We start from the raw sequence: 16,611 nt of genomic DNA on the forward strand, positions 1-16,611 counted from the left end.
CGCCTGCCGGTCCTCAGTCCATCGTGAGGACGATCTTCCCGAGCTTGCCGCCCTCGGCGAACCGCGCGTAGGCCGCCGCGGCGTCGTCCAGGCCGAAGGTCGCCGCCACCGGCACGGTGATCGCGCCGCGCTCCACGAGGGGCAGCACCTCGCGCTCGACGTGGCGGGCGGCGATCGCCTTCTCCTCCAGCGGACGGGCGCGGAGGGTCGAGCCCATGATGCGCGCGCGGGCGCTCATCAGGCGCATGAGGTTCAGCTCGCCCTTGACCCCCGCGCCGACGCCGATCACCACGATCCGGCCGCCCACGGCCACGCGGCGCAGATTCGTGTCGAGGTTCGGGGCGCCCACGAGCTCGAGGATCACGTCGAAGGGGTCGACCTCGCGCTCGGGGTCGGCCAGCAGCGCCGGCTCGACGACCTCGTCGGCGCCGAGCGTCGCGACCCGCTCGTGCAGCGCCCCGTTGCGGACCGAGGCGGTGACGTGGGCCCCGAGGGCGTGGCCGAGCTGGACCGCCGCGGTGCCGACGCCGCCGGCTGCGCCGTGGACGAGCAGGCGCTCGCCGGGACGCAGCCCCGCCTGGGTGACGATGGCGTCGTGCGCGGTCGTGAAGACCTCGGAGAACCCGCCGGCCTGGGCCCAGTCCAGCCCGTGCGGCACCGGCGTGATCTGGCGCTCGTGGACCTTGAGCAGCTCGGCCTGCCCGCCGCCGCCGGTGATCCCCGTCACGCGGGCCCCCTCGGCGAACCGCCCGGCCGCCGGGCCGCGAGCCACGACCTCGCCGGCGAACTCGAGACCCGGGATGTCCTGCGGGTGGCCGGGCGGCGCGGGGTAGTGCCCCTTGACCTGGAGCAGGTCGGCCCCGTTGAGACCCGCCGCGCGGACGCGGACGAGGACCTCGCCCGGGCCCGGGGTCGGGTCGGCCTGCTCGGCGACGGCGATCTCGCCGTTCTGGATGGTGGCGGCGCGCATCACCCCAACCTACCCCCTGCCGACGGGCATCCCGCGGGACACGCCCGAGCACCGGTTCGACGGTCACGGCGGGCCCCGGTGGGCCTGATGCCCTCGCGCCGCGGGGAGGGCCCGGGGCGCCGACCCGTCGCACCAGGGGGACCGTCGTCGTGGCGCGTTGCCGCTCCTCCGTGACCCTTGCATCGTGCACGTGCAGTACGCTGCGGGGCCACGATGGCCGCCGAGAACCCGAGGGACCCCTTCGACCATCTCCAGCTCGAGCTGGCGATCCTGGCGCGCCGCTCCGAACGGGTGCGCGTCGCGGCCCTCGACAACGCGCGCTCCCCGCTGGACCGCTCGGGCTACCTCCTGCTCGCGCTGCTCGAGAACCGCGGCGACCAGACGATGAGCCAGCTCGCGGTCGCCTTCGACCTGGACGCATCGACGGTCACCCGCCAGATCGCCCCGCTCGAGCGCCGCGGCTTCGTCCGCCGGGAGCGCTCCACGGAGGACCGACGCGCCACGATCGTCTCGATCACGGACCGCGGGCGCGAGGAGCGCCAGCTCGTCCGGCAGGCCCGCATCGAGTACCTCGACGACCGCCTGGCCGACTGGGACCGCGCCGACGTCGCGCGCCTCGCCGAGCTCATCGACCGCTTCAACCACACGCTCGCCACGGCCGGCGGCCAGGACGAGCAGGCGCTCGAGCACGACCAGCCGACGGACTGACCGCGGGACCGCGCGGGGCTCAGCCCACGCGGTCCAGCACCGCCACGCACTCCACGTGCGGGGTCTGCGGGAAGAGGTCGACCGGGCGAACCTTGCGCAGGACGTAGCCAGCCTCGACCAGGCGGGCGGCGTCCGGCGCCAGCGTCGTCGGGTTGCAGGACACGTAGACCACGCGCTTCGGCGCCGCCTCGATGATCCGGCGGCACACGCGCGGCCCCAGGCCGGCGCGGGGCGGGTCGACGATGAGGACGTCGGGGCGCCCGGCGAGCTCGATCGCGTCGGGCAGGCCCGTGCGGGCGTCCGAGGCGAGGAACTTCGCGTTGCGGATGTCGTTGAGCTGCGCGTTCGTGGCGGCGTCCTGAACCGACTCCTCCACGATCTCGACGCCGATCAGCTCGCCGACGCGTGAGGCCATCGTGAGGCCGAGCGAGCCCGAGCCGCAGTAGAGGTCGAACAACCGCTCCCAGCCCTCGAGCCCCGCGTACTCCGCGGCGAGCTCGTAGAGCCGCTCGGCCATCACGGTGTTCGTCTGGAAGAAGCCCTCCGGGCTGATCCGCAGGCGCAGGCCGCGGATCTCCTCGTGGAGGTAGGCCTCGCCCGCGATCAGACTCGTCTCGCCGCCCTGCGTCGTCTCGCCGAGCTGCGTCATCTGCGTCCAGAGCAGGCCGGTGAGCGGGCGGCTCATGTGCTCGTCGAGGTACGTCGCGAGGCCCATGACGTCGAACTCGCCGACGGAGGTCACGATGCGGGCCTGCACCTCGCCCGTGCGGACGCCCTCGCGCACCACGAGGTTGCGCAGCAGCCCCTGGTGGATCTTGCGGTCGTAGCTCGACAGGCCCTGCTCCACGCACCACGCGTAGATGCGGTCCCGGACCTCGTTGCCCAGCTCGGACGCCAGCAGGCAGTCCTCGATGTGGACGATCTTCTCCCACGACCCGGCCGCGTGGAAGCCCAGCTGCAGCGTCCCGTCGGCGGTCTCGCCGAAGGAGTACTCGAGCTTGTTGCGGTACCGCCACTGGTCCACGGCGGGGATGATCGGCTCGATCTCGACGTCGTGGTGCCCGCCGAGCCGGCGCAGGGCGTCCTCGACCTGCTCGGCCTTGATCTCGAGCTGGCGCTCGTAGGGCAACACCTGCCACGGGGCCCCCGGATGGTCGGCCACCGGGTCGATGCGCTCGGGCGACGCCTCGAGCAGCTCCTCGATGATCGCCTCGCCGTAGTCCTTCTTGCGCTTCGTGACCATCGCGCGCACGCGGTCGCCCGGGATGCCGCCGCGCACGAAGACGACCCAGCCACCCTCGGTCCGCGCGACGCCGTTGCCGCCGTGGGCGAGCGACTCGACGGACAGCTCGAGGATCGCCCCCCGGTGCGGGCGGGCGGGGCGCTGGCGCTTCGCGGGGGCCTCGCCGCCGGCGGGGGCCTCCGTGCCGGTGTCGGCCGCGGCGGACGCATCGGCCGGGGCCTCCTCCGTCGCCACGGGGGCCCCGGCCGCGACGGCGGCCTCGTCCGTCTCCGGGGCGTCCTCGAGCACGTCGGCGACCGCGGCCTGCGCCACCGGACCCGTCTCGGGCGAGTCCTCGGGGGTGGCGGCCGCGGAGGAGGACGCGTCCGCGGCGGTCACGGGATCGGTGCGGGGCGTCTCGTCGTCCATCCTCCAAGGGTCGCACGAACCCGCGCCGCCGCGCGGGTCGCGCCCGGAAGCCGGTCCGCGCGGCGCGCCGTCCCCCGGTGGTCCTTGCCGCCCGGCCGGCGCGCGCCGCGGGTCGGACGCCTAGAGCTGATCGGTCGGGAGCGGCGAGCGCACGAACCCCGTCGCCTGCACGCGCCTGAGGATCGTGCGCTCGCCCCTGCCGGTGTCGAACGCCCGCGGCGCGGGCAGGGCCCCCTCGTCCGCCGCCTGCAGGCCGTACGGGGTCGTCGAGACGTTCAGGCTGCGGATCCACGAGGCGTGGCGGGCCTCGACGGACTGCATCGCCAGCGCCACCTTGAGCGCGCCGCGCCGGTGGATCCGGGCGCCCTGCCCGGCGAACGCCTCGACCGCGGTGTCCTCGAGGAGCTGGGCCACGGCGGGGAAGCGCGCGCGGGACACGGCGTCGCCGAAGTCGAACGCCGGGGCGGCGACGGCCTGGGCGCCCAGCAGCGCCTGCAGCGTCGTGACGTGCTGGGCCTCGTGTGCCCGGGCGACCTGGGCGAAGCGCACGTAGGCCGCGTTCGGCAGGTCGTTCGCCGCGAGGGCCGCGGTGTAGAACGCGGTGTCGAGGTGCTCCAGCGTCAGCGCGAAGTTCAGGATCCGCACGTCGTTGCGGCGCGACGGCCGCGAGGAGATCGCGGCGTCGGCGAGCGTCGGCAGGCCGAGGACCGCGCCGGCCGCGCCCGCCCCCACGGCGCCGGCGCGGCCGAGGAACACGCGGCGGTCGACGCCGGCGGCCTCCGCGGCCTCGCGCAGCCCGCCGCTGCGGTCCAGCTCGTCGATGGTCACGGGACGGTGCTCGGTCGACACGATCAGATCCGGTCGGTCGGGATGGCGGACGTGACGAACCCGGTGGCGCCGACCGTGGCGAGGACCGTCGCCTGGTCGCGCGGGGCCTCGAGCGCGGCCGGGGCGGGGAGCGCGGCGTCCGGCGCGTCCGCGGCCGAGCCGCCGGCGAGGAACCGCGCCCAGGAGGCGTGGCGCGATTCGACGGTGAGGATGCGGTCGACCGCCGTGATCAGCTCGCGCGAACGCAGCCGCGGCCCCTGCGCGAGGTACGCGCCGACGCCGGTGTCCTCGAGCGCCACCGCGACGGTGAGGAACCGCGCCGGGGAGATCGCGTCGCCGAAGGCGAACGTCGGCTTCGCGACGCGCCTGCCGTCGAGGGTCGCCTGGAGGAACGCGACGTGCTGCGCCTCGTGGTCCCCCGCCGCCTGGGCGAACCGGGTGACGTCCGGGCGCTCGAAGTCGTTGACGAACAGGGCCGCCTGGTAGAAGGACGCCTCGAGGTACTCGAGCAGCAGGGCGAAGTTCAGGATCCGCAGGTCGTTCCTGCGCGAGGCGCGGCTCGAGATCCGGGCGTCGGCCAGCGTCGGGAGGCCGAAGATGCCGGCGCCGAGGGCCGTGCCCGCGGCCGTGCGGACGAACACGCGGCGGTCGACGCCCGCCGCCTCCGCCGCGTCCCGCAGGGCGCCCTCGCGATCGATCTGCTCGAGGGTCGGTGGTTCCGTCATGGGGGCTCCTGCGTCGGGTGACTGCGGTCCGCCGCGCCGGGGGACGCCGCTCCTGCGCGAGCGTACCCGCCGACGGGGTGGCCCCGGGCCACTTCCGGGGTTGGCGCGCGCGTCGACCTCGTATAGGGTCAGCCAGGCCCCGTCCTTCGGGGTGCCGAAGATCGTCGACGTGCCCCGCGGGTGCGGCCGACGCCAAGGACTTCCCCGCGTATTACGACGTCATCGCCCGTGTGAGGGCTGGCGGTGACGAGGGACCCGAACGCCCCCGCGCATTGAGGGATGCGCGGACGTGGGGCCCGGCGCTTCGGCACCGGGCCCCACGAGGGCGACGGGCCGCGCGCTCAGCGCGCGGCGAGCAGCCGGTCGACCGCCTGCAGCACGGTCTTGCGGTTCGCGTGCGCGGCCTCGTGGTCGCGCACCGCCCGCAGCTCGGCGGCCGAGAGGCCCGCGAGGCTCTTGCGGACGAGGACCGCGGTCAGGTCGTCGTAGCCCGTGATCGGCAGGGGGACGGACGGGGCGGGGGCGCTCGCCACGGTCGTGCCCGCGGCGTCCTCGTGCTCGATCGGGATGCTCACGGACTCGGCGTCCTCGCCGTCGCGACGGACGAGCCGCGGCCCGCGCTCCAGGAGCGCCTCGAGCTGCTGGCGGATCTCGTCCGTCTGCCGGCGGCTCGCGGCGAGGATGGCCGAGGCGAGCTCCTGCGCGTCGCGCCGCGTCATCCGGCCCCGACGGACGGCGTCCTCCACCGTCTCCTGCACCCGCTCGCCCGTCACGACCACGCTCTGGGCCAGCGCCTTGCGCAAGCTGGCGAGCTGGGAGAGCAGCGCCTCGTCGCGCTCCTCCCGGCCGCCGACGCCTGCCGGGTCCTCTTGGGTGCCGTCGTTCATCGCTCCACCGCGTCGCAGGGTGTGGGACCGCCGGGGCGAGCCTATCCCACCGCCCGGGCCGGATCCGGTCGACGACCGGTCCGACCGCGGGCCGGCGTTCAGGCGTCGTCGGCGAACGGCCCCGCGCGCAGGACCCACTCCAGCAGGGCCTTCTGGGCGTGGCGGCGGTTCTCGACCTGGTCCCAGATGCGCTGGCGTGCCCCGTAGAGGACGTCCTCGGTGATCTCCTCCCCCGGGTGGGCGGGCAGGCAGTGCAGCGCGATCGCTCCCGGCGCGGCGGCGTCGAGCAGGGCGTCGTCGATGCCGTAGCCCTGCAGCGCGGCGCGGCGCTCGTCGCTGTCCTCGTCGCCCATGGAGACCCAGACGTCGGCGTAGAGCACGTCCGCCCCCGCGACGCCCGTCTGCGGGTCGCTGCTCAGCGTGGCCGTCGTCTCGCCCGGCCCCAACGTGTAGCCCTCGGGCGAGACGACGGTGACCCGCAGCCCGCCGATCGCGCCCATGAGCGCCAGGGAGCGGGCCATGTTGTTGCCGTCGCCGACGTAGGCCAGGTGCAGGTCGTCGAACCCGCCGTCGTCGGCCAGGCGGTCCGGGAACGCCTCCTGCAGCGTCATGAGGTCGGCCGCGACCTGGCAGGGGTGGTGGCCGTCCGTGAGCAGGTTGACCACCGGGATCGTGCCCTCCGCGGCGAGCTCCTCGAGCAGCGCGTCGGCGGTCGTGCGGATCCCGACCGCCGCGACGTGGCGCGAGAGCACGCGCGCGGTGTCCTTCACCGACTCGCCGCGGGACAGCTGCATCTCGTCCGGGCGCAGGATGAGCGGGTGCGCCCCGAGCTCGCGCACGCCGACCTCCATCGAGATGCGCGTGCGCGTCGACGGCTTGTGGAAGATGAGCGCGACGGAGCGCCCGTCCAGGCTGTGGGGGTGCGGCAGACCGTCGGCGGGGGCCTGCGCCTTCAGCTCGTGCGCACGTCGCAGGACCGCCAGGAGCTCGGGGCGGGACAGCTCGGTCCCCGTCAGCAGGTGGCGCGTGGTGGTCACCCGCGCGAATCTATCCGTCCGTCCGCCGAGGGGCCGGCGCCGCAACGGGGCGACCGGACGGGCGACGTCGCCGCCTCGACCGGTGGCTCGCGCGGACGTACCGCGAGGCGTGGGACCGCGCCGACGCCGCGCCGGGTGGCCCCGCGGAGTGACCGCGGCCCGCCCGTGCGTCAGGATCGGGTCGTGCGCGTCGTCTCCTGGAACCTCTTCCACGGTCGTGCGGTCCCGCCGGCGGGTCGGCCGCTGCTCCACGAGTTCGCCACCACGCTCGCGGGCTGGGAGTGGGACGTCGCGCTGCTCCAGGAGGTTCCGCCGTGGTGGCCCCCGCTGCTGGCCCGCGCCTGCGGTGACGACGTGGTGTTCGCCCGGGTGCGCACCTCGCGCAACGGGCTGCTGCCCGTCCGCCGGGCGCTGTCGTCGCGGCGCCCCGACCTGCTGAAGGCCAACGGCGGTGGCGCCAACGCGATCCTGCTGCGCGGCGGGCTGAGCTACGACGCCCACGCCCGCCGGCGTCTGCGGCTGCGACCCGAGCGCCGCTGGGTGCACGCGGTGCGGCTCGTCGACCCTGCGCGTGGGCCGTTCCACGGCGCGTGGATCGGCAACGTGCACGGGCAGAAGGGGGCCTGGGACGGCGGTCCCGGGCTCGTCCACCCGCTCACCGACCTGCACGCGTCGGCCGACGCGCTCGACCGCTGGGCGGCCGACGGACGGCGCCACGGGCCGGACGGCGCCGACGACGGCCGGGGCGGAGCAGCCGGGGTGGACGCGCGGACGGGGACGGCGGGTGCCGTCCCGCCGCTGCTCCTCGGCGGCGACCTCAACCTCCCCCGCGAGGCGGTTCCCCCCGCGCTGCCCGCGGGCTGGAGCCGGATCGCTTCGAGCGGGCCGGACCACGTGACCGGTCGGGGGATCGTCGCCGCGGGCGACTCCCGACGGCCCGAGCGCGGGGCGCTCTCCGACCACGCCGCCCTCGCGGTCGCCGTCACGCCGGCGGCTACCATCGCCCCATGAGCGCCCCGCAGCCCGATCCCACCACCCGTCGGTCTTTCCTCGGCCTGGCGGCGGTGGGCGTCCTCGGCCTGACGCTCGTCGGCTGCGGCTCGGACGACGGCGGCGCGGCGACGACGGCACCGGCCACCTCGGCCGTCGAGCCGGAGGAGACGACGACGGAGACCGAGACGCAGCCGACGACGACGGCAGCCGACGCCGACGCCGTCGCGGTGGCGATGAAGGACATCCAGTTCGTGCCGAAGGTCGTGACCGTGAAGGTCGGGCAGACCGTCGTGTGGACGAACGCCGAGAGCATCCAGCACGACGTGCGGGCACTCGAGGGCGCGAAGTTCCAGTCCGCCCTGTTCGGCGAGGGCGGGACCTACGAGTACACGCCGAAGACCGCCGGGACGGTGGAGTACGACTGCTCCGTCCATCCCGGCATGGTCGGCACGCTCGAGGTCGTGGCCTGAGTCAGGCCACGACCCCCGCCGGGACCGCCCGCAGCACGGGGACGGACGCCGACCGGGAGGACGCCCCGGCGGGCGGCGCCACGCCCCCCACCGGCGAGTAGGGCTGCAGCAGCAGGCCGACCATGCGGTCGACGTCGCCGGGCAGGTCGTGCGGCCGCCCCGCCGCCAGGCGCGAGAGGACGATCTCGTTGATGCCGCCGAGCGCCATCTGCGTCACCAGCTCGCGGCCGGCCGTGGGGGCCGGCAGCCGCCGGGTGGCGTGCTGCACCAGCGCACCCAGCCAGCGCATCGTGCGCTCCCGCGCGATCGCCAGGTCCGGCCCGGCCGCGTGGCCGTGGAGGACGAGCGCCTCGGCGCGTCGCGGGTCCTCCGTCACGAACCGCACGATCGCGGCGACGCAGGCCCGGGCCCGCGCGGTCGCGTTGCCGCCGGGCGTCTGGACGTAGGCCTGCTCGATGCGCGTCCGCAGCGCGGCGTCGGCCTCGAGGCACGCGGCCAGGAACGCGTCCTGCCGGCCGGCGAACCACACGTAGAACGCCCGCCGCTCCGACAGCCCCGCGTCGCGGCACAGCTCGACCACCGACGTGCGGTGCAGCCGGCCGGCGACGGCCGCGTCGACGACGGCCTGCAGGATGCGGGCCCGCCCGTCGGCGCCCGCGCCCCGGCGCGGCGTCGGCGGCGCGAGGTCCGGGGGCGGCGGCGGCACCGCCTCGGCGGCGCGATCCGTCGATGGGGTCAGGACCGCCAGGGACCCCGGGGCGGGGGCGGGTGTGACGGGTCGACCATGCTGGCTGGGGGGCGCGGTCACGGATCCTCCGAGGGTGCGGAAGCGGGCGGGGAGACCAGCTTCGGGACGGGAACCGGTACGACTGTGCACCGGCGCGTGGGCAACGTACACCGACCGTGGACGGAGGGGGGACGGAATCGCCCCGCTGGACGGATGTGCGTGAACGGTCGTCCACCCGATAGAACGGGCGGCCGCGCCTTCCGGCTGGAGGCGCCGGGCCGGCTCAGCGGCCCCAGAGCAGCCCGAAGCCCTGGATCGCCCGGACCGCACGGTCGCCGACCGTCCCCGACTCGGGCAGCACGCCCAGCTGCACGGACGCGGCGTAGCGGTCGGCGAAGAGCCGCGCCCGGTGCACCCGGTGGGCGGTCGCGTCGAGCTCGAGCACGAGCATCCCGTGGACGTGGAGGAACCGCTCGCTCGCCGGGATCGCCCCGAGGGAGGCCGTGTGGTTGCCCGTCACCCGCAACGGGATCGCGACGATGCGCGAGCCGTCGTGGAGCAGCGGACCCGTCGCCTCGAAGCGGGCGTCGGGGAACGCGCTCCACAACGCCGTGAGGTGGTCGGCCAGCCGGTCGGGCCCGAGGAGCGGCGCGTCGGCGAACGCGTCCTCGTAGTGGACGTCGTGGGTGACGAGCGCCGCGACCGCCTGGCGGTCCCGGCTGCCCAGCGTGCGCAGGACCCTTCCGAGGAGGGCCTCGCCGTCGATCTCCATGCGCCCCATCATCCCGCCTCGGCCGCTCCGCGCTCCCGCTCGCGGTCCGAGGCGCCGCGTCGCCGCCAGCGCCGAGCCCGCGCCTCCGTCGTCGGCCGGGTCGCCAGGCCGCGGTAGACGGCCAGCAGGCGCAGGCCGACGGTGAGCACGATCGCGATGGCGATCGCCGCGACGCCGCTGCCCCAGATGCGGTCGACCGCGACGTAGGACGCGCTCCCCGCCGCGGCCGCCAGCCCGTAGATCGGTCCCGGACCGAAGATGTAGGGCCGCTGGCCGCTGAGGACGTCGCAGAGCACGCCGCCCGCGGTGGCCGCGATCACGCCGACGGCCGCCCCGGCGACCGGGCCGACGCCCGCCTCGATCCCCTTCGACGCGCCGACGACGGCGAACAGCCCGAGCGCGATGGCGTCGAAGACGTCCAGCACGTCGTCGAGCCGGCGGGCCTGCGGGTGCGCGACGACCATCACCGCAGCCGTGGCGATCGCCATCGGCAGGTAGTAGGAGCTGGTCAGCGCGATCGGCGGCGTCTGCCCGATCAGCAGGTCGCGGACCACGCCGCCGCCGAGGCCGCCGGTCACGCCCAGACCGAGCACGCCCGTGACGTCGAGGTCGCGGCGGACGGCCACGAGCGCGCCGAAGACCGTGCCGACGGCCACGGCGGCGAGGTCGAGCCACAGCGGGACGGCGACGGTCGTCGCGAGCAGGGCGGTCATCGCCGTGGTCGGCCCGCGACCGGGGTGCGGCCTGCGGCCCGGGCGCAACCCACGACCGGAACACGGGCGGCGGGACGAACGCACCCCACGACCGGAACGTGGGCGACGGGACGGATCACAGCTCGGGGGTGCCCGCGACGGGGGTGGACGGCAGCGCGTGGGTGCGGCGTGGGATGCGGCCGGCGGTGCGCGCCAGGCGGCCGGCCTCGACGCCCAGGCGGATCGCGCGCGCCATCCGCGCCGGGTCCTCGGCGCGACTGATGGCGGTGGCGCAGAGGACGGCGTCGCAGCCCAGCTCGAGCGCCAGGGCGGCCTCGGAGGCGGTGCCGATCCCCGCGTCGAGGATCACGGGCACCTCGGCGCGCTCCACGATCAGCTCGATGTTGTGCGGGTTGCGGATACCTAGCCCGGAGCCGATCGGCGACCCCAGCGGCATCACGGCCGCGCAGCCGACGTCCTGCAGCCGGCGGGCCAGGATCGGGTCGTCGTTCGTGTAGGGCAGGACGACGAACCCGTCGGCGACGAGCTCCTCGGCCGCCGCGAGCAGCTCGACGGCGTCGGGCAGCAGCGTGCGGTCGTCGCCGATGACCTCGAGCTTGATCCACTCCGTGCCGAACGCCTCGCGGGCGAGCTTGGCCGTCAGCACCGCGTCGCGCGCGGTGAAGCAGCCCGCGGTGTTCGGCAGCAGGGCGACGCCGGCGCGGTTGAGCGCGTCGACGAGCGAGCCCTCGATGTCCGTCCCGCCCGATCCCGCGCGTCGCAGCGCGAGCGTGACGAGCTCCGTACCGGACGCCGCGACGGCCTCCTCGAGCGTGCGCATCCGGCTGAACCCGCCCGTACCGAGCAGCAGCCGTGAGGCGAACGTGCGGTCGGCGATCGTGAGCGGATCGGCGGCCGGGGCGAGCCGGTCGGTGGGCGCGGCCGACGGAGCGGTGGGCGCGTGCGGGGCGGAGGCGGCGTCGACGGACGAGGACATCACGGTCAGGGTAGACGGCGGCGCGATGCCGACCGGCGCGTTGCGCTCGCCGCGCGCGGTCCGCGGCGCCGCGCCGCGCCGCCGCTACGCGAGCCCGAGCCGCTCCGGCAGGGTCGCCACGGGCGGCTCGAGGAACGCGAGGCCGGCGGCGGCCGCGCCGTCGCGGTCGACGTCCTCGTCGCCCAGGTGCGCGACCTGCGCGGCCGGGAGGCCCAGGATCTCGAGCGCGGGGACGAAGATCCGCGGGTCCGGCTTGGCCACGCCCACGCCGCCCGAGGTGACGACGCCCGCGAAGTACCTCGCGAGCCCGAGTGGCTCGAGGTGGGCGGGCAGCCCCCAGTCCCAGTTCGACACGACGACGGCGGGGATCCCGGCGGCTCGCACCACCTCGAGCGCGTCGACCACCCCGGGGAGGACGCGGAAGGCGAGGCACGCGAGGAAGCCGTCCACGAACGCGTCGTCCACCGCGGTACCCAGTGCGAGCTCGTCCGCCACGAGCCGGGCGCACGTCTCCTGCAGCGCCCGCATCTGCGCGGCGTCCCGCGCCCCGGCGTGGTGGGCGCGGTAGTAGGTGATCTCCGCCTTCAGCGCCGCCTTGAGCGCCGCGGGCTCGCGCGGCTCCCCGCGCCCCGCGACAAGCCGACCCAGGGCGGGCACGGGATCGTCCAGCGTGACGAGGCAGCCCATGGCGTCGATGGTGAGCCCGCGGATCTCGCGGCCGTCGAGGGTCGGCACGGGCCCATGGTGGCGGACGGGTCGGCGGGCGGGCCGTCCCGGGACCGCACGGGCCATGCCGCAGCCGAAGCGCACACGCGTTGCGGCGGTATGTCCTGAGAGACATGGACTATGTCCCTGAGACATACCGCCCAGAAGCGTGTGCGCTTCGGGCGCAGAGACCTACGCGACGCGAGCTTCGCGACCGGTTCGAGCGCAGCGGCTGGCACGACGGCGTCTGACACCCGTCCCGTCGGGCATCCTGGGAGGCGCCGCGGCCCTCACCGTGGCGGCCCGTCCGGCCAGGACGGCAACCCTGCGGGCTGCGGACCACGTTCTCGCCCGCAGCGCGCCTCGGCCCTCACCCGCACCACCCCTCACGCCATGACCGACTCCCCGCCCGCCGATCCGCAGCCCGTCGCCCCCTACCTCGATGCCGTCGTCGCCTACGGGCTGCGCGGCCCGTCGCGGTTCCACGTCCCCGGCCACAAGGGCGGGAGCGGCGCCGATCCCGCGCTGCGGTACGGCATCGGGGAGCGGGCGCTGGCGCTCGACATCCCGCAGGACATCCACGGCGTCGACGCCGGCCCCTCCCCCACGCCGTACGAGCGGGCGGAGACGCTGGCCGCCGAGGCCCACGGCGCCGCGCGCACGTTCTTCCTCACGAACGGCGCCACGCAGGGCAACCACGCGCTGACGCTCGCGCTCGCGCCGCAGGGCGCGCACGTCGTGGTGCAGCGCAACTCGCACGCGTCCATCGTCGACGGCCTGGTGCTCTCGGGCGGCACGCCGAGCTTCGTCGCCCCGGAGTACGACGAGGATCTCGGCATGGCGCTGGCGGTGCACCCGCACGCGCTGCGAGCCGCGCTGGCCGCGACGCCCGACGCCGCCGCGGCGTTCGTCGTCTCCCCCACCTACTACGGCATCGCGGCCGACGTGACCGCACTGGCCGAGGTCGCCCACGAGGCCGGGGTCCCGCTGGTCGTCGACCAGTCGTGGGGCCCGCACTTCGGGTTCCACCCGGGGGTCCCCGAGAGCGCGCTGCGCCTGGGCGCCGACGCCGTCCTGACCAGCACCCACAAGATCGCCGGCTCGCTCACCCAGAGCGCGATGCTCCACATCGCCGACACGGGGCGGGTGTCCGTCGCCGACGTCGCGCGCACGCTGCGCCTGCTGCGCTCGACCTCGCCGTCGTCGCTGCTGATGGGCTCGCTCGACGCCGCGCGCCGCCAGATCGCCGTGCACGGCGAGGCGCTCCTGCACGAGACGATCGCCTCCATCGCCACGCTGCACGCGAAGATCCGCCGCACGCAGGGGCTCGACGTCCTCGACGGCGACGTGCGGGACATGCCCAGCGTCGGCGGCTGGGACCCGTTGCGGGTCGTGGTCGACGTCCGAGGCATCGGCCGCACGGGCTACGACGTCGCCGACGCGCTGCGTCAGCGCTACGACGTCAACGTCGAGCTCGCCACCCACGCGGTCGTCGTGCTGCTGATCGGCATGGGCGAGGACCCCGTCGCGCTCGAGCGGATCGGCGGCGACCTCGACGAGATCGCCGCCCGCCTGCGCCGCCCCGCCGGCGAGGGCGAGACGCTGCAGGCCCCGCGCGTGCCCGACGCGGAGCCCGTCGTGCCGCCGCGCGACGCGTTCCTCGGCCGCGGTGAGACCGTCGACGCCGACCAGGCCGCCCGCGAGGGCCGGATCGCCGCGGAGTCCATCGCCGGCTACCCGCCCGGGATCCCCGCGCTGCTGCCCGGCGAGCGGGTCACGGAGCCGATCGTGGCGTACCTGCGTGCGCTCGTCGACGCGGGCGCCCGCCTGCACGGCGCGGCCGACCCGGAGCTGCGCACGATCCGGGTCCTGCCGGCCGGATTCGACACGGGGGATAGCCTGCGGGCATGAGCGACGACCTCCCCGTCCTCGGCTACCGGCTGAAGCAGATCGACGAGCGGGTGCTGCGGCACCCCGCCGATCGCGCCGCGACCGCCGCGCTGAAGACCATCCCCGGCGTGAACACCGTCGCCCGCAAGCTCATCGAGCTGGGCTACGAGCGGGCGCTGCGCCAGAGCCTGCTGGCCTCCTCCGTGCGGCTCTCGCTGCACCAGCTGCCCGAGGTCTACGACCGGCACCGCAGCGCGTACACGATCCTCGACATCCCGAAGACGCCCGAGCTGTACCTCGCCGCGTTCCCGGTGGCCAACGCGTCGACGATCGGCTCGCAGGACCCGCTCGTGCTCGTCAACTCGAGCCTGCTGGACCAGCTCGACGCGGACCAGCAGCGGGTCGTCTTCGCCCACGAGGCCGCGCACGTGCTGAGCGACCACGTCCTCTACGGCACCGTCCTGCAGATCCTGCTGAACATGGGCGGTGGCATGCTCGGCCGCACGCTGCCGACCGCGCTCCCCCTGATGGCGGTGCAGAACGCGCTGCTCGAGTGGTCCCGCGCCGCCGAGCTGACGTGCGACCGGATCGCGGCGCTCGTCGTCCGCGACCCGCTGCTCGTGTGCCGCACGCTGATGTCGATCTCGGCCGGCACGGCCGCCAGCCGGCTCGACCTGGGCGCGTTCCTGGCCCAGGCCGACGACTACGGGAAGGCCAGCCGCAGCCTGCCGGGCCGCTGGACCCGCATGAACCTCGAGATGAGCACGACGCACCCGCTCTCCGTGCGCCGCGCCCACGAGCTGATGGACTGGGTCAAGGGCGGCGACTACGAGCGCATCCGCGACGGCGAGTACCCGCGCCGCGGCGAGGAGGACCCGGACGTGAAGGCCGAGGCCAAGGCCGCCGCCGAGCACTACAAGGAGCGCTTCCAGGGCGCGTTCAAGGACGTCGTCGGCCAGGCCGAGGACGCCACGAAGAGCGTCTCGGACTGGCTCCAGAAGAACCTGGGCTGAGCCGCCGGCGGCCCGCGCGGGACGCCCCCGGGTCAGCCGCCCTGCATGGCGGTGAGCACCTCGACGTGCTCGCCGGCCTGCAGCGTGCGGGACGACCAGGCCCCGCGCGGGACGACCTCGCCCCCGATCGCGACGGCCACGCCGCGGCCGTCCTCGGGCAGGCCGAGGTCGGCCACGAGGCCGATCACCGTGCTCCCCGCCGCGGGGCGCTCCTCGCCGTTCACCGTCACCAGCTCAGCCATGGGGGGTCTCCGTCGTCGTGTTCGTTCGTCGTGCGGGTGAACCGCGCCGGGTCCACCAGGGTTGCGAGATCGTCGCGCGGGGCGTCCGCCCCGGTCAGCGCGTCCGCCCTGACCGTCGCATCGGTCCCGACCGTCGTGTCGGCCCCGGTCAGCGCGTCCGCCAGCAGTGCGCCCGTCAGCGACGCGAGCAGCACGCCGTTGCGGTGGTGGCCCGTCGCCCACCACAGGCCCCCGACCCCGGGGGCGGCGCCGATCGCCGGCAGCCCGTCCGGGGTCGTCGGGCGCAGGCCCGCCAGGGTCTCCTCCACCGCCAGGTCGAGCAGCCCGGGCACGAGCTCCGCGCCGTCGCGCAGCAGGTCGTGGAGCGCCCACGCCGTGACCTGGGTGTCGAAGCCCTGCTCCTCCGTCGTCGCGCCCAGGACGTAGCGGCCGTCGTCCCGCGGGACGACGTAGCCCGTGCCGAACCGCAGCACGCGTTCGACCAGCCCGGGACCCGACGGGTCGCGCAGCACGAGGAGCTGCCCCTTCACCGGCCGCACCGGCACGCGTGCCGCCGCCGGCAGGCCCTCGAGGCCCCAGGCGCCCGTCGCCAGCACCACCTCGCCGGCGCGGAGCTCGGTGCCGTCGGCGAGGCCGACGCCCGTCGCCCGGGAGCCCGAGCCGATCGCGTCCCCGCCGTCGAGGGTCACGCGCGCCACGTCCCCGACCGTCGTCGCGACACCCGCAGCGCCGAGCGCGGCCACGAGCGCCTCGACGACCCGCCGGGGGTCGACCGCCGCGTCGCCGGGGACGGACAGCGCGCCGCGCAGGGTGGGCGCGAGAGCGGGCTCGAGCCGGCGCGCCGCGGACGGCAGCAGGCGTTCGACCGCGACGCCGAAGCCGGTACAGACGCGGGCGAAGCGGTCGAGCGCCTCGGCCTCGTCGCGGTCGCGCGCCAGCGCGAGCGTGCCGCGGCGGTGCAGCGGGACGGCGATCCCGGAGGCGTCCTCCAGACCCGCGGCGAAGGCCGGCCAGCGCTCCACGGCGGCGGTGCCGAGCAGCAGGTGATCGGGGTCGTCGGGCTCGGCCTCGGTGACGGGCGCGAGCATCCCGGCGGCGACGCGGCTCGTCGCCTGCCCCGGCGTGGCGCGGTCGACGATCCGCACCGTCGCCCCGCGGCGGACGAGCTCCCACGCCACGGGCAGTCCGGCGAGGCCGGCGCCCACCACGAGCACGTCGGGGGCGGGGTCGGATGCGGGGGCGGGCGGAGAGGTCACGGGCGTCTGGCGCCCCGGCACGACCCGGGGGCTCGTCGGCGGTCGGGG

General features: G+C 75.8%; 18 protein-coding genes. 5 read left to right on the forward strand and 13 right to left on the reverse strand.

Translation table 11 applies throughout. The annotated features are described in order from the left end of the window. Positions 1–13: 13 nt before the first annotated feature. Complete coding sequence (locus F593_RS0102295) at positions 14–970, reverse strand: zinc-binding dehydrogenase (protein WP_022927145.1); 957 nt, start codon at positions 968–970, stop codon at positions 14–16. 213 nt (positions 971–1,183) lie between these two features. Between F593_RS0102295 and F593_RS0102300 the strand changes: the two genes are divergently transcribed. Next, entirely contained in the window at positions 1,184–1,678 is a 495-nt protein-coding gene (locus tag F593_RS0102300; protein ID WP_022927146.1) for a MarR family winged helix-turn-helix transcriptional regulator, read from the forward strand. A gap of 19 nt (positions 1,679–1,697) precedes the next feature. Here the strand turns inward: F593_RS0102300 and rlmD are convergent, their stop codons facing one another. The 5 genes from rlmD to argF form a co-directional block, all read right to left on the reverse strand. Beyond that, entirely contained in the window at positions 1,698–3,329 is a 1,632-nt protein-coding gene (gene rlmD, locus F593_RS21820; RefSeq protein WP_022927147.1) for a 23S rRNA (uracil(1939)-C(5))-methyltransferase RlmD, read from the reverse strand. Between the two features lie 120 nt (positions 3,330–3,449). Further along, entirely contained in the window at positions 3,450–4,178 is a 729-nt protein-coding gene (locus F593_RS21825) for a ferritin-like domain-containing protein (RefSeq protein WP_051160372.1), read from the reverse strand. A gap of 2 nt (positions 4,179–4,180) precedes the next feature. Further along, positions 4,181–4,882, reverse strand: coding sequence for a ferritin-like domain-containing protein (locus F593_RS27660; RefSeq protein WP_022927149.1), 702 nt, complete (start codon positions 4,880–4,882; stop codon positions 4,181–4,183). Positions 4,883–5,223: 341 nt separating this feature from the next. Beyond that, positions 5,224–5,769, reverse strand: a complete 546-nt coding sequence (locus F593_RS0102320) for a hypothetical protein (RefSeq protein ID WP_022927150.1) — start codon at positions 5,767–5,769, stop codon at positions 5,224–5,226. Between the two features lie 98 nt (positions 5,770–5,867). After that, on the reverse strand, positions 5,868–6,806 hold the full coding sequence (gene argF / locus F593_RS0102325; protein ID WP_022927151.1) for an ornithine carbamoyltransferase: 939 nt from the start codon (positions 6,804–6,806) through the stop codon (positions 5,868–5,870). Between the two features lie 183 nt (positions 6,807–6,989). Here argF and F593_RS0102330 point away from each other — a divergent pair, with 183 nt between their 5' ends. Further along, positions 6,990–7,817, forward strand: coding sequence for an endonuclease/exonuclease/phosphatase family protein (locus F593_RS0102330; protein ID WP_022927152.1), 828 nt, complete (start codon positions 6,990–6,992; stop codon positions 7,815–7,817). Further along, entirely contained in the window at positions 7,814–8,269 is a 456-nt protein-coding gene (locus tag F593_RS27665) for a cupredoxin domain-containing protein (protein WP_051160373.1), read from the forward strand. Before F593_RS0102330 ends, F593_RS27665 begins: the two co-directional genes overlap by 4 nt. A gap of 1 nt (position 8,270) precedes the next feature. Here F593_RS27665 and F593_RS0102340 read toward each other — a convergent pair whose 3' ends face one another. The 5 genes from F593_RS0102340 to F593_RS27670 all read right to left on the reverse strand — a co-directional run bounded on the left by F593_RS0102340 (position 8,271) and on the right by F593_RS27670 (position 12,192). Continuing rightward, complete coding sequence (locus F593_RS0102340; RefSeq protein WP_157251493.1) at positions 8,271–9,077, reverse strand: TetR/AcrR family transcriptional regulator; 807 nt, start codon at positions 9,075–9,077, stop codon at positions 8,271–8,273. Positions 9,078–9,279: 202 nt separating this feature from the next. Further along, positions 9,280–9,768 (reverse strand): ester cyclase, encoded by a 489-nt coding sequence (locus F593_RS0102345; RefSeq protein ID WP_022927154.1) that lies wholly within the window; start codon positions 9,766–9,768, stop codon positions 9,280–9,282. 8 nt (positions 9,769–9,776) lie between these two features. Beyond that, a complete protein-coding gene (locus F593_RS21840; protein WP_022927155.1) occupies positions 9,777–10,481 on the reverse strand; it encodes a trimeric intracellular cation channel family protein in 705 nt (234 codons plus the stop codon). A gap of 115 nt (positions 10,482–10,596) precedes the next feature. Next, the gene (locus tag F593_RS0102355) at positions 10,597–11,457 is read right to left on the reverse strand and encodes a thiazole synthase (protein ID WP_022927156.1); all 861 of its coding nucleotides are present in this window, start codon (positions 11,455–11,457) and stop codon (positions 10,597–10,599) included. Between the two features lie 84 nt (positions 11,458–11,541). Next, positions 11,542–12,192 carry an HAD family hydrolase gene (locus tag F593_RS27670; RefSeq protein WP_022927157.1) on the reverse strand — a complete coding sequence of 217 codons (651 nt, stop codon included), beginning with the start codon at positions 12,190–12,192 and terminating at the stop codon, positions 11,542–11,544. A gap of 363 nt (positions 12,193–12,555) precedes the next feature. On the opposite strand from F593_RS27670, the gene F593_RS21850 reads away from it, so the two are divergent. Next, a complete protein-coding gene (locus F593_RS21850) occupies positions 12,556–14,073 on the forward strand; it encodes an aminotransferase class I/II-fold pyridoxal phosphate-dependent enzyme (RefSeq protein WP_022927158.1) in 1,518 nt (505 codons plus the stop codon). Next, positions 14,070–15,065 carry a M48 family metallopeptidase gene (locus F593_RS21855; RefSeq protein ID WP_022927159.1) on the forward strand — a complete coding sequence of 332 codons (996 nt, stop codon included), beginning with the start codon at positions 14,070–14,072 and terminating at the stop codon, positions 15,063–15,065. Before F593_RS21850 ends, F593_RS21855 begins: the two co-directional genes overlap by 4 nt. Positions 15,066–15,097: 32 nt before the next feature. On the opposite strand, the gene thiS is transcribed toward F593_RS21855, so the two are convergent. Beyond that, positions 15,098–15,307 carry a sulfur carrier protein ThiS gene (gene thiS / locus F593_RS0102375; RefSeq protein ID WP_022927160.1) on the reverse strand — a complete coding sequence of 70 codons (210 nt, stop codon included), beginning with the start codon at positions 15,305–15,307 and terminating at the stop codon, positions 15,098–15,100. Next, positions 15,292–16,563 carry a glycine oxidase ThiO gene (gene thiO, locus F593_RS21860; protein ID WP_084629395.1) on the reverse strand — a complete coding sequence of 424 codons (1,272 nt, stop codon included), beginning with the start codon at positions 16,561–16,563 and terminating at the stop codon, positions 15,292–15,294. Before thiO ends, thiS begins: the two co-directional genes overlap by 16 nt. Between the last annotated feature and the right edge of the window lie 48 nt (positions 16,564–16,611).

Source organism: Patulibacter americanus DSM 16676 (assembly GCF_000420025.1).
Taxonomy (GTDB): Bacteria; Actinomycetota; Thermoleophilia; order Solirubrobacterales; family Solirubrobacteraceae; genus Patulibacter; species Patulibacter americanus.

What these genes read in the sequence shown, in the direction of transcription:
- F593_RS0102300 (WP_022927146.1), top strand. Translation starts at nt 1,184, where the DNA reads ATGGCCGCCGAGAACCCGAGGGACCCCTTCGACCATCTCCAGCTCGAG.
- F593_RS0102345 (WP_022927154.1), bottom strand. Translation starts at nt 9,768, where the DNA reads ATGGAGATCGACGGCGAGGCCCTCCTCGGAAGGGTCCTGCGCACGCTG.
- rlmD (WP_022927147.1), bottom strand. Translation starts at nt 3,329, where the DNA reads ATGGACGACGAGACGCCCCGCACCGATCCCGTGACCGCCGCGGACGCG.
- F593_RS21850 (WP_022927158.1), top strand. Translation starts at nt 12,556, where the DNA reads ATGACCGACTCCCCGCCCGCCGATCCGCAGCCCGTCGCCCCCTACCTC.
- F593_RS0102295 (WP_022927145.1), bottom strand. Translation starts at nt 970, where the DNA reads ATGCGCGCCGCCACCATCCAGAACGGCGAGATCGCCGTCGCCGAGCAG.
- F593_RS27665 (WP_051160373.1), top strand. Translation starts at nt 7,814, where the DNA reads ATGAGCGCCCCGCAGCCCGATCCCACCACCCGTCGGTCTTTCCTCGGC.
- F593_RS0102355 (WP_022927156.1), bottom strand. Translation starts at nt 11,457, where the DNA reads ATGTCCTCGTCCGTCGACGCCGCCTCCGCCCCGCACGCGCCCACCGCT.
- thiS (WP_022927160.1), bottom strand. Translation starts at nt 15,307, where the DNA reads ATGGCTGAGCTGGTGACGGTGAACGGCGAGGAGCGCCCCGCGGCGGGG.
- F593_RS27660 (WP_022927149.1), bottom strand. Translation starts at nt 4,882, where the DNA reads ATGACGGAACCACCGACCCTCGAGCAGATCGATCGCGAGGGCGCCCTG.
- F593_RS0102320 (WP_022927150.1), bottom strand. Translation starts at nt 5,769, where the DNA reads ATGAACGACGGCACCCAAGAGGACCCGGCAGGCGTCGGCGGCCGGGAG.
- F593_RS21840 (WP_022927155.1), bottom strand. Translation starts at nt 10,481, where the DNA reads ATGACCGCCCTGCTCGCGACGACCGTCGCCGTCCCGCTGTGGCTCGAC.
- F593_RS21855 (WP_022927159.1), top strand. Translation starts at nt 14,070, where the DNA reads ATGAGCGACGACCTCCCCGTCCTCGGCTACCGGCTGAAGCAGATCGAC.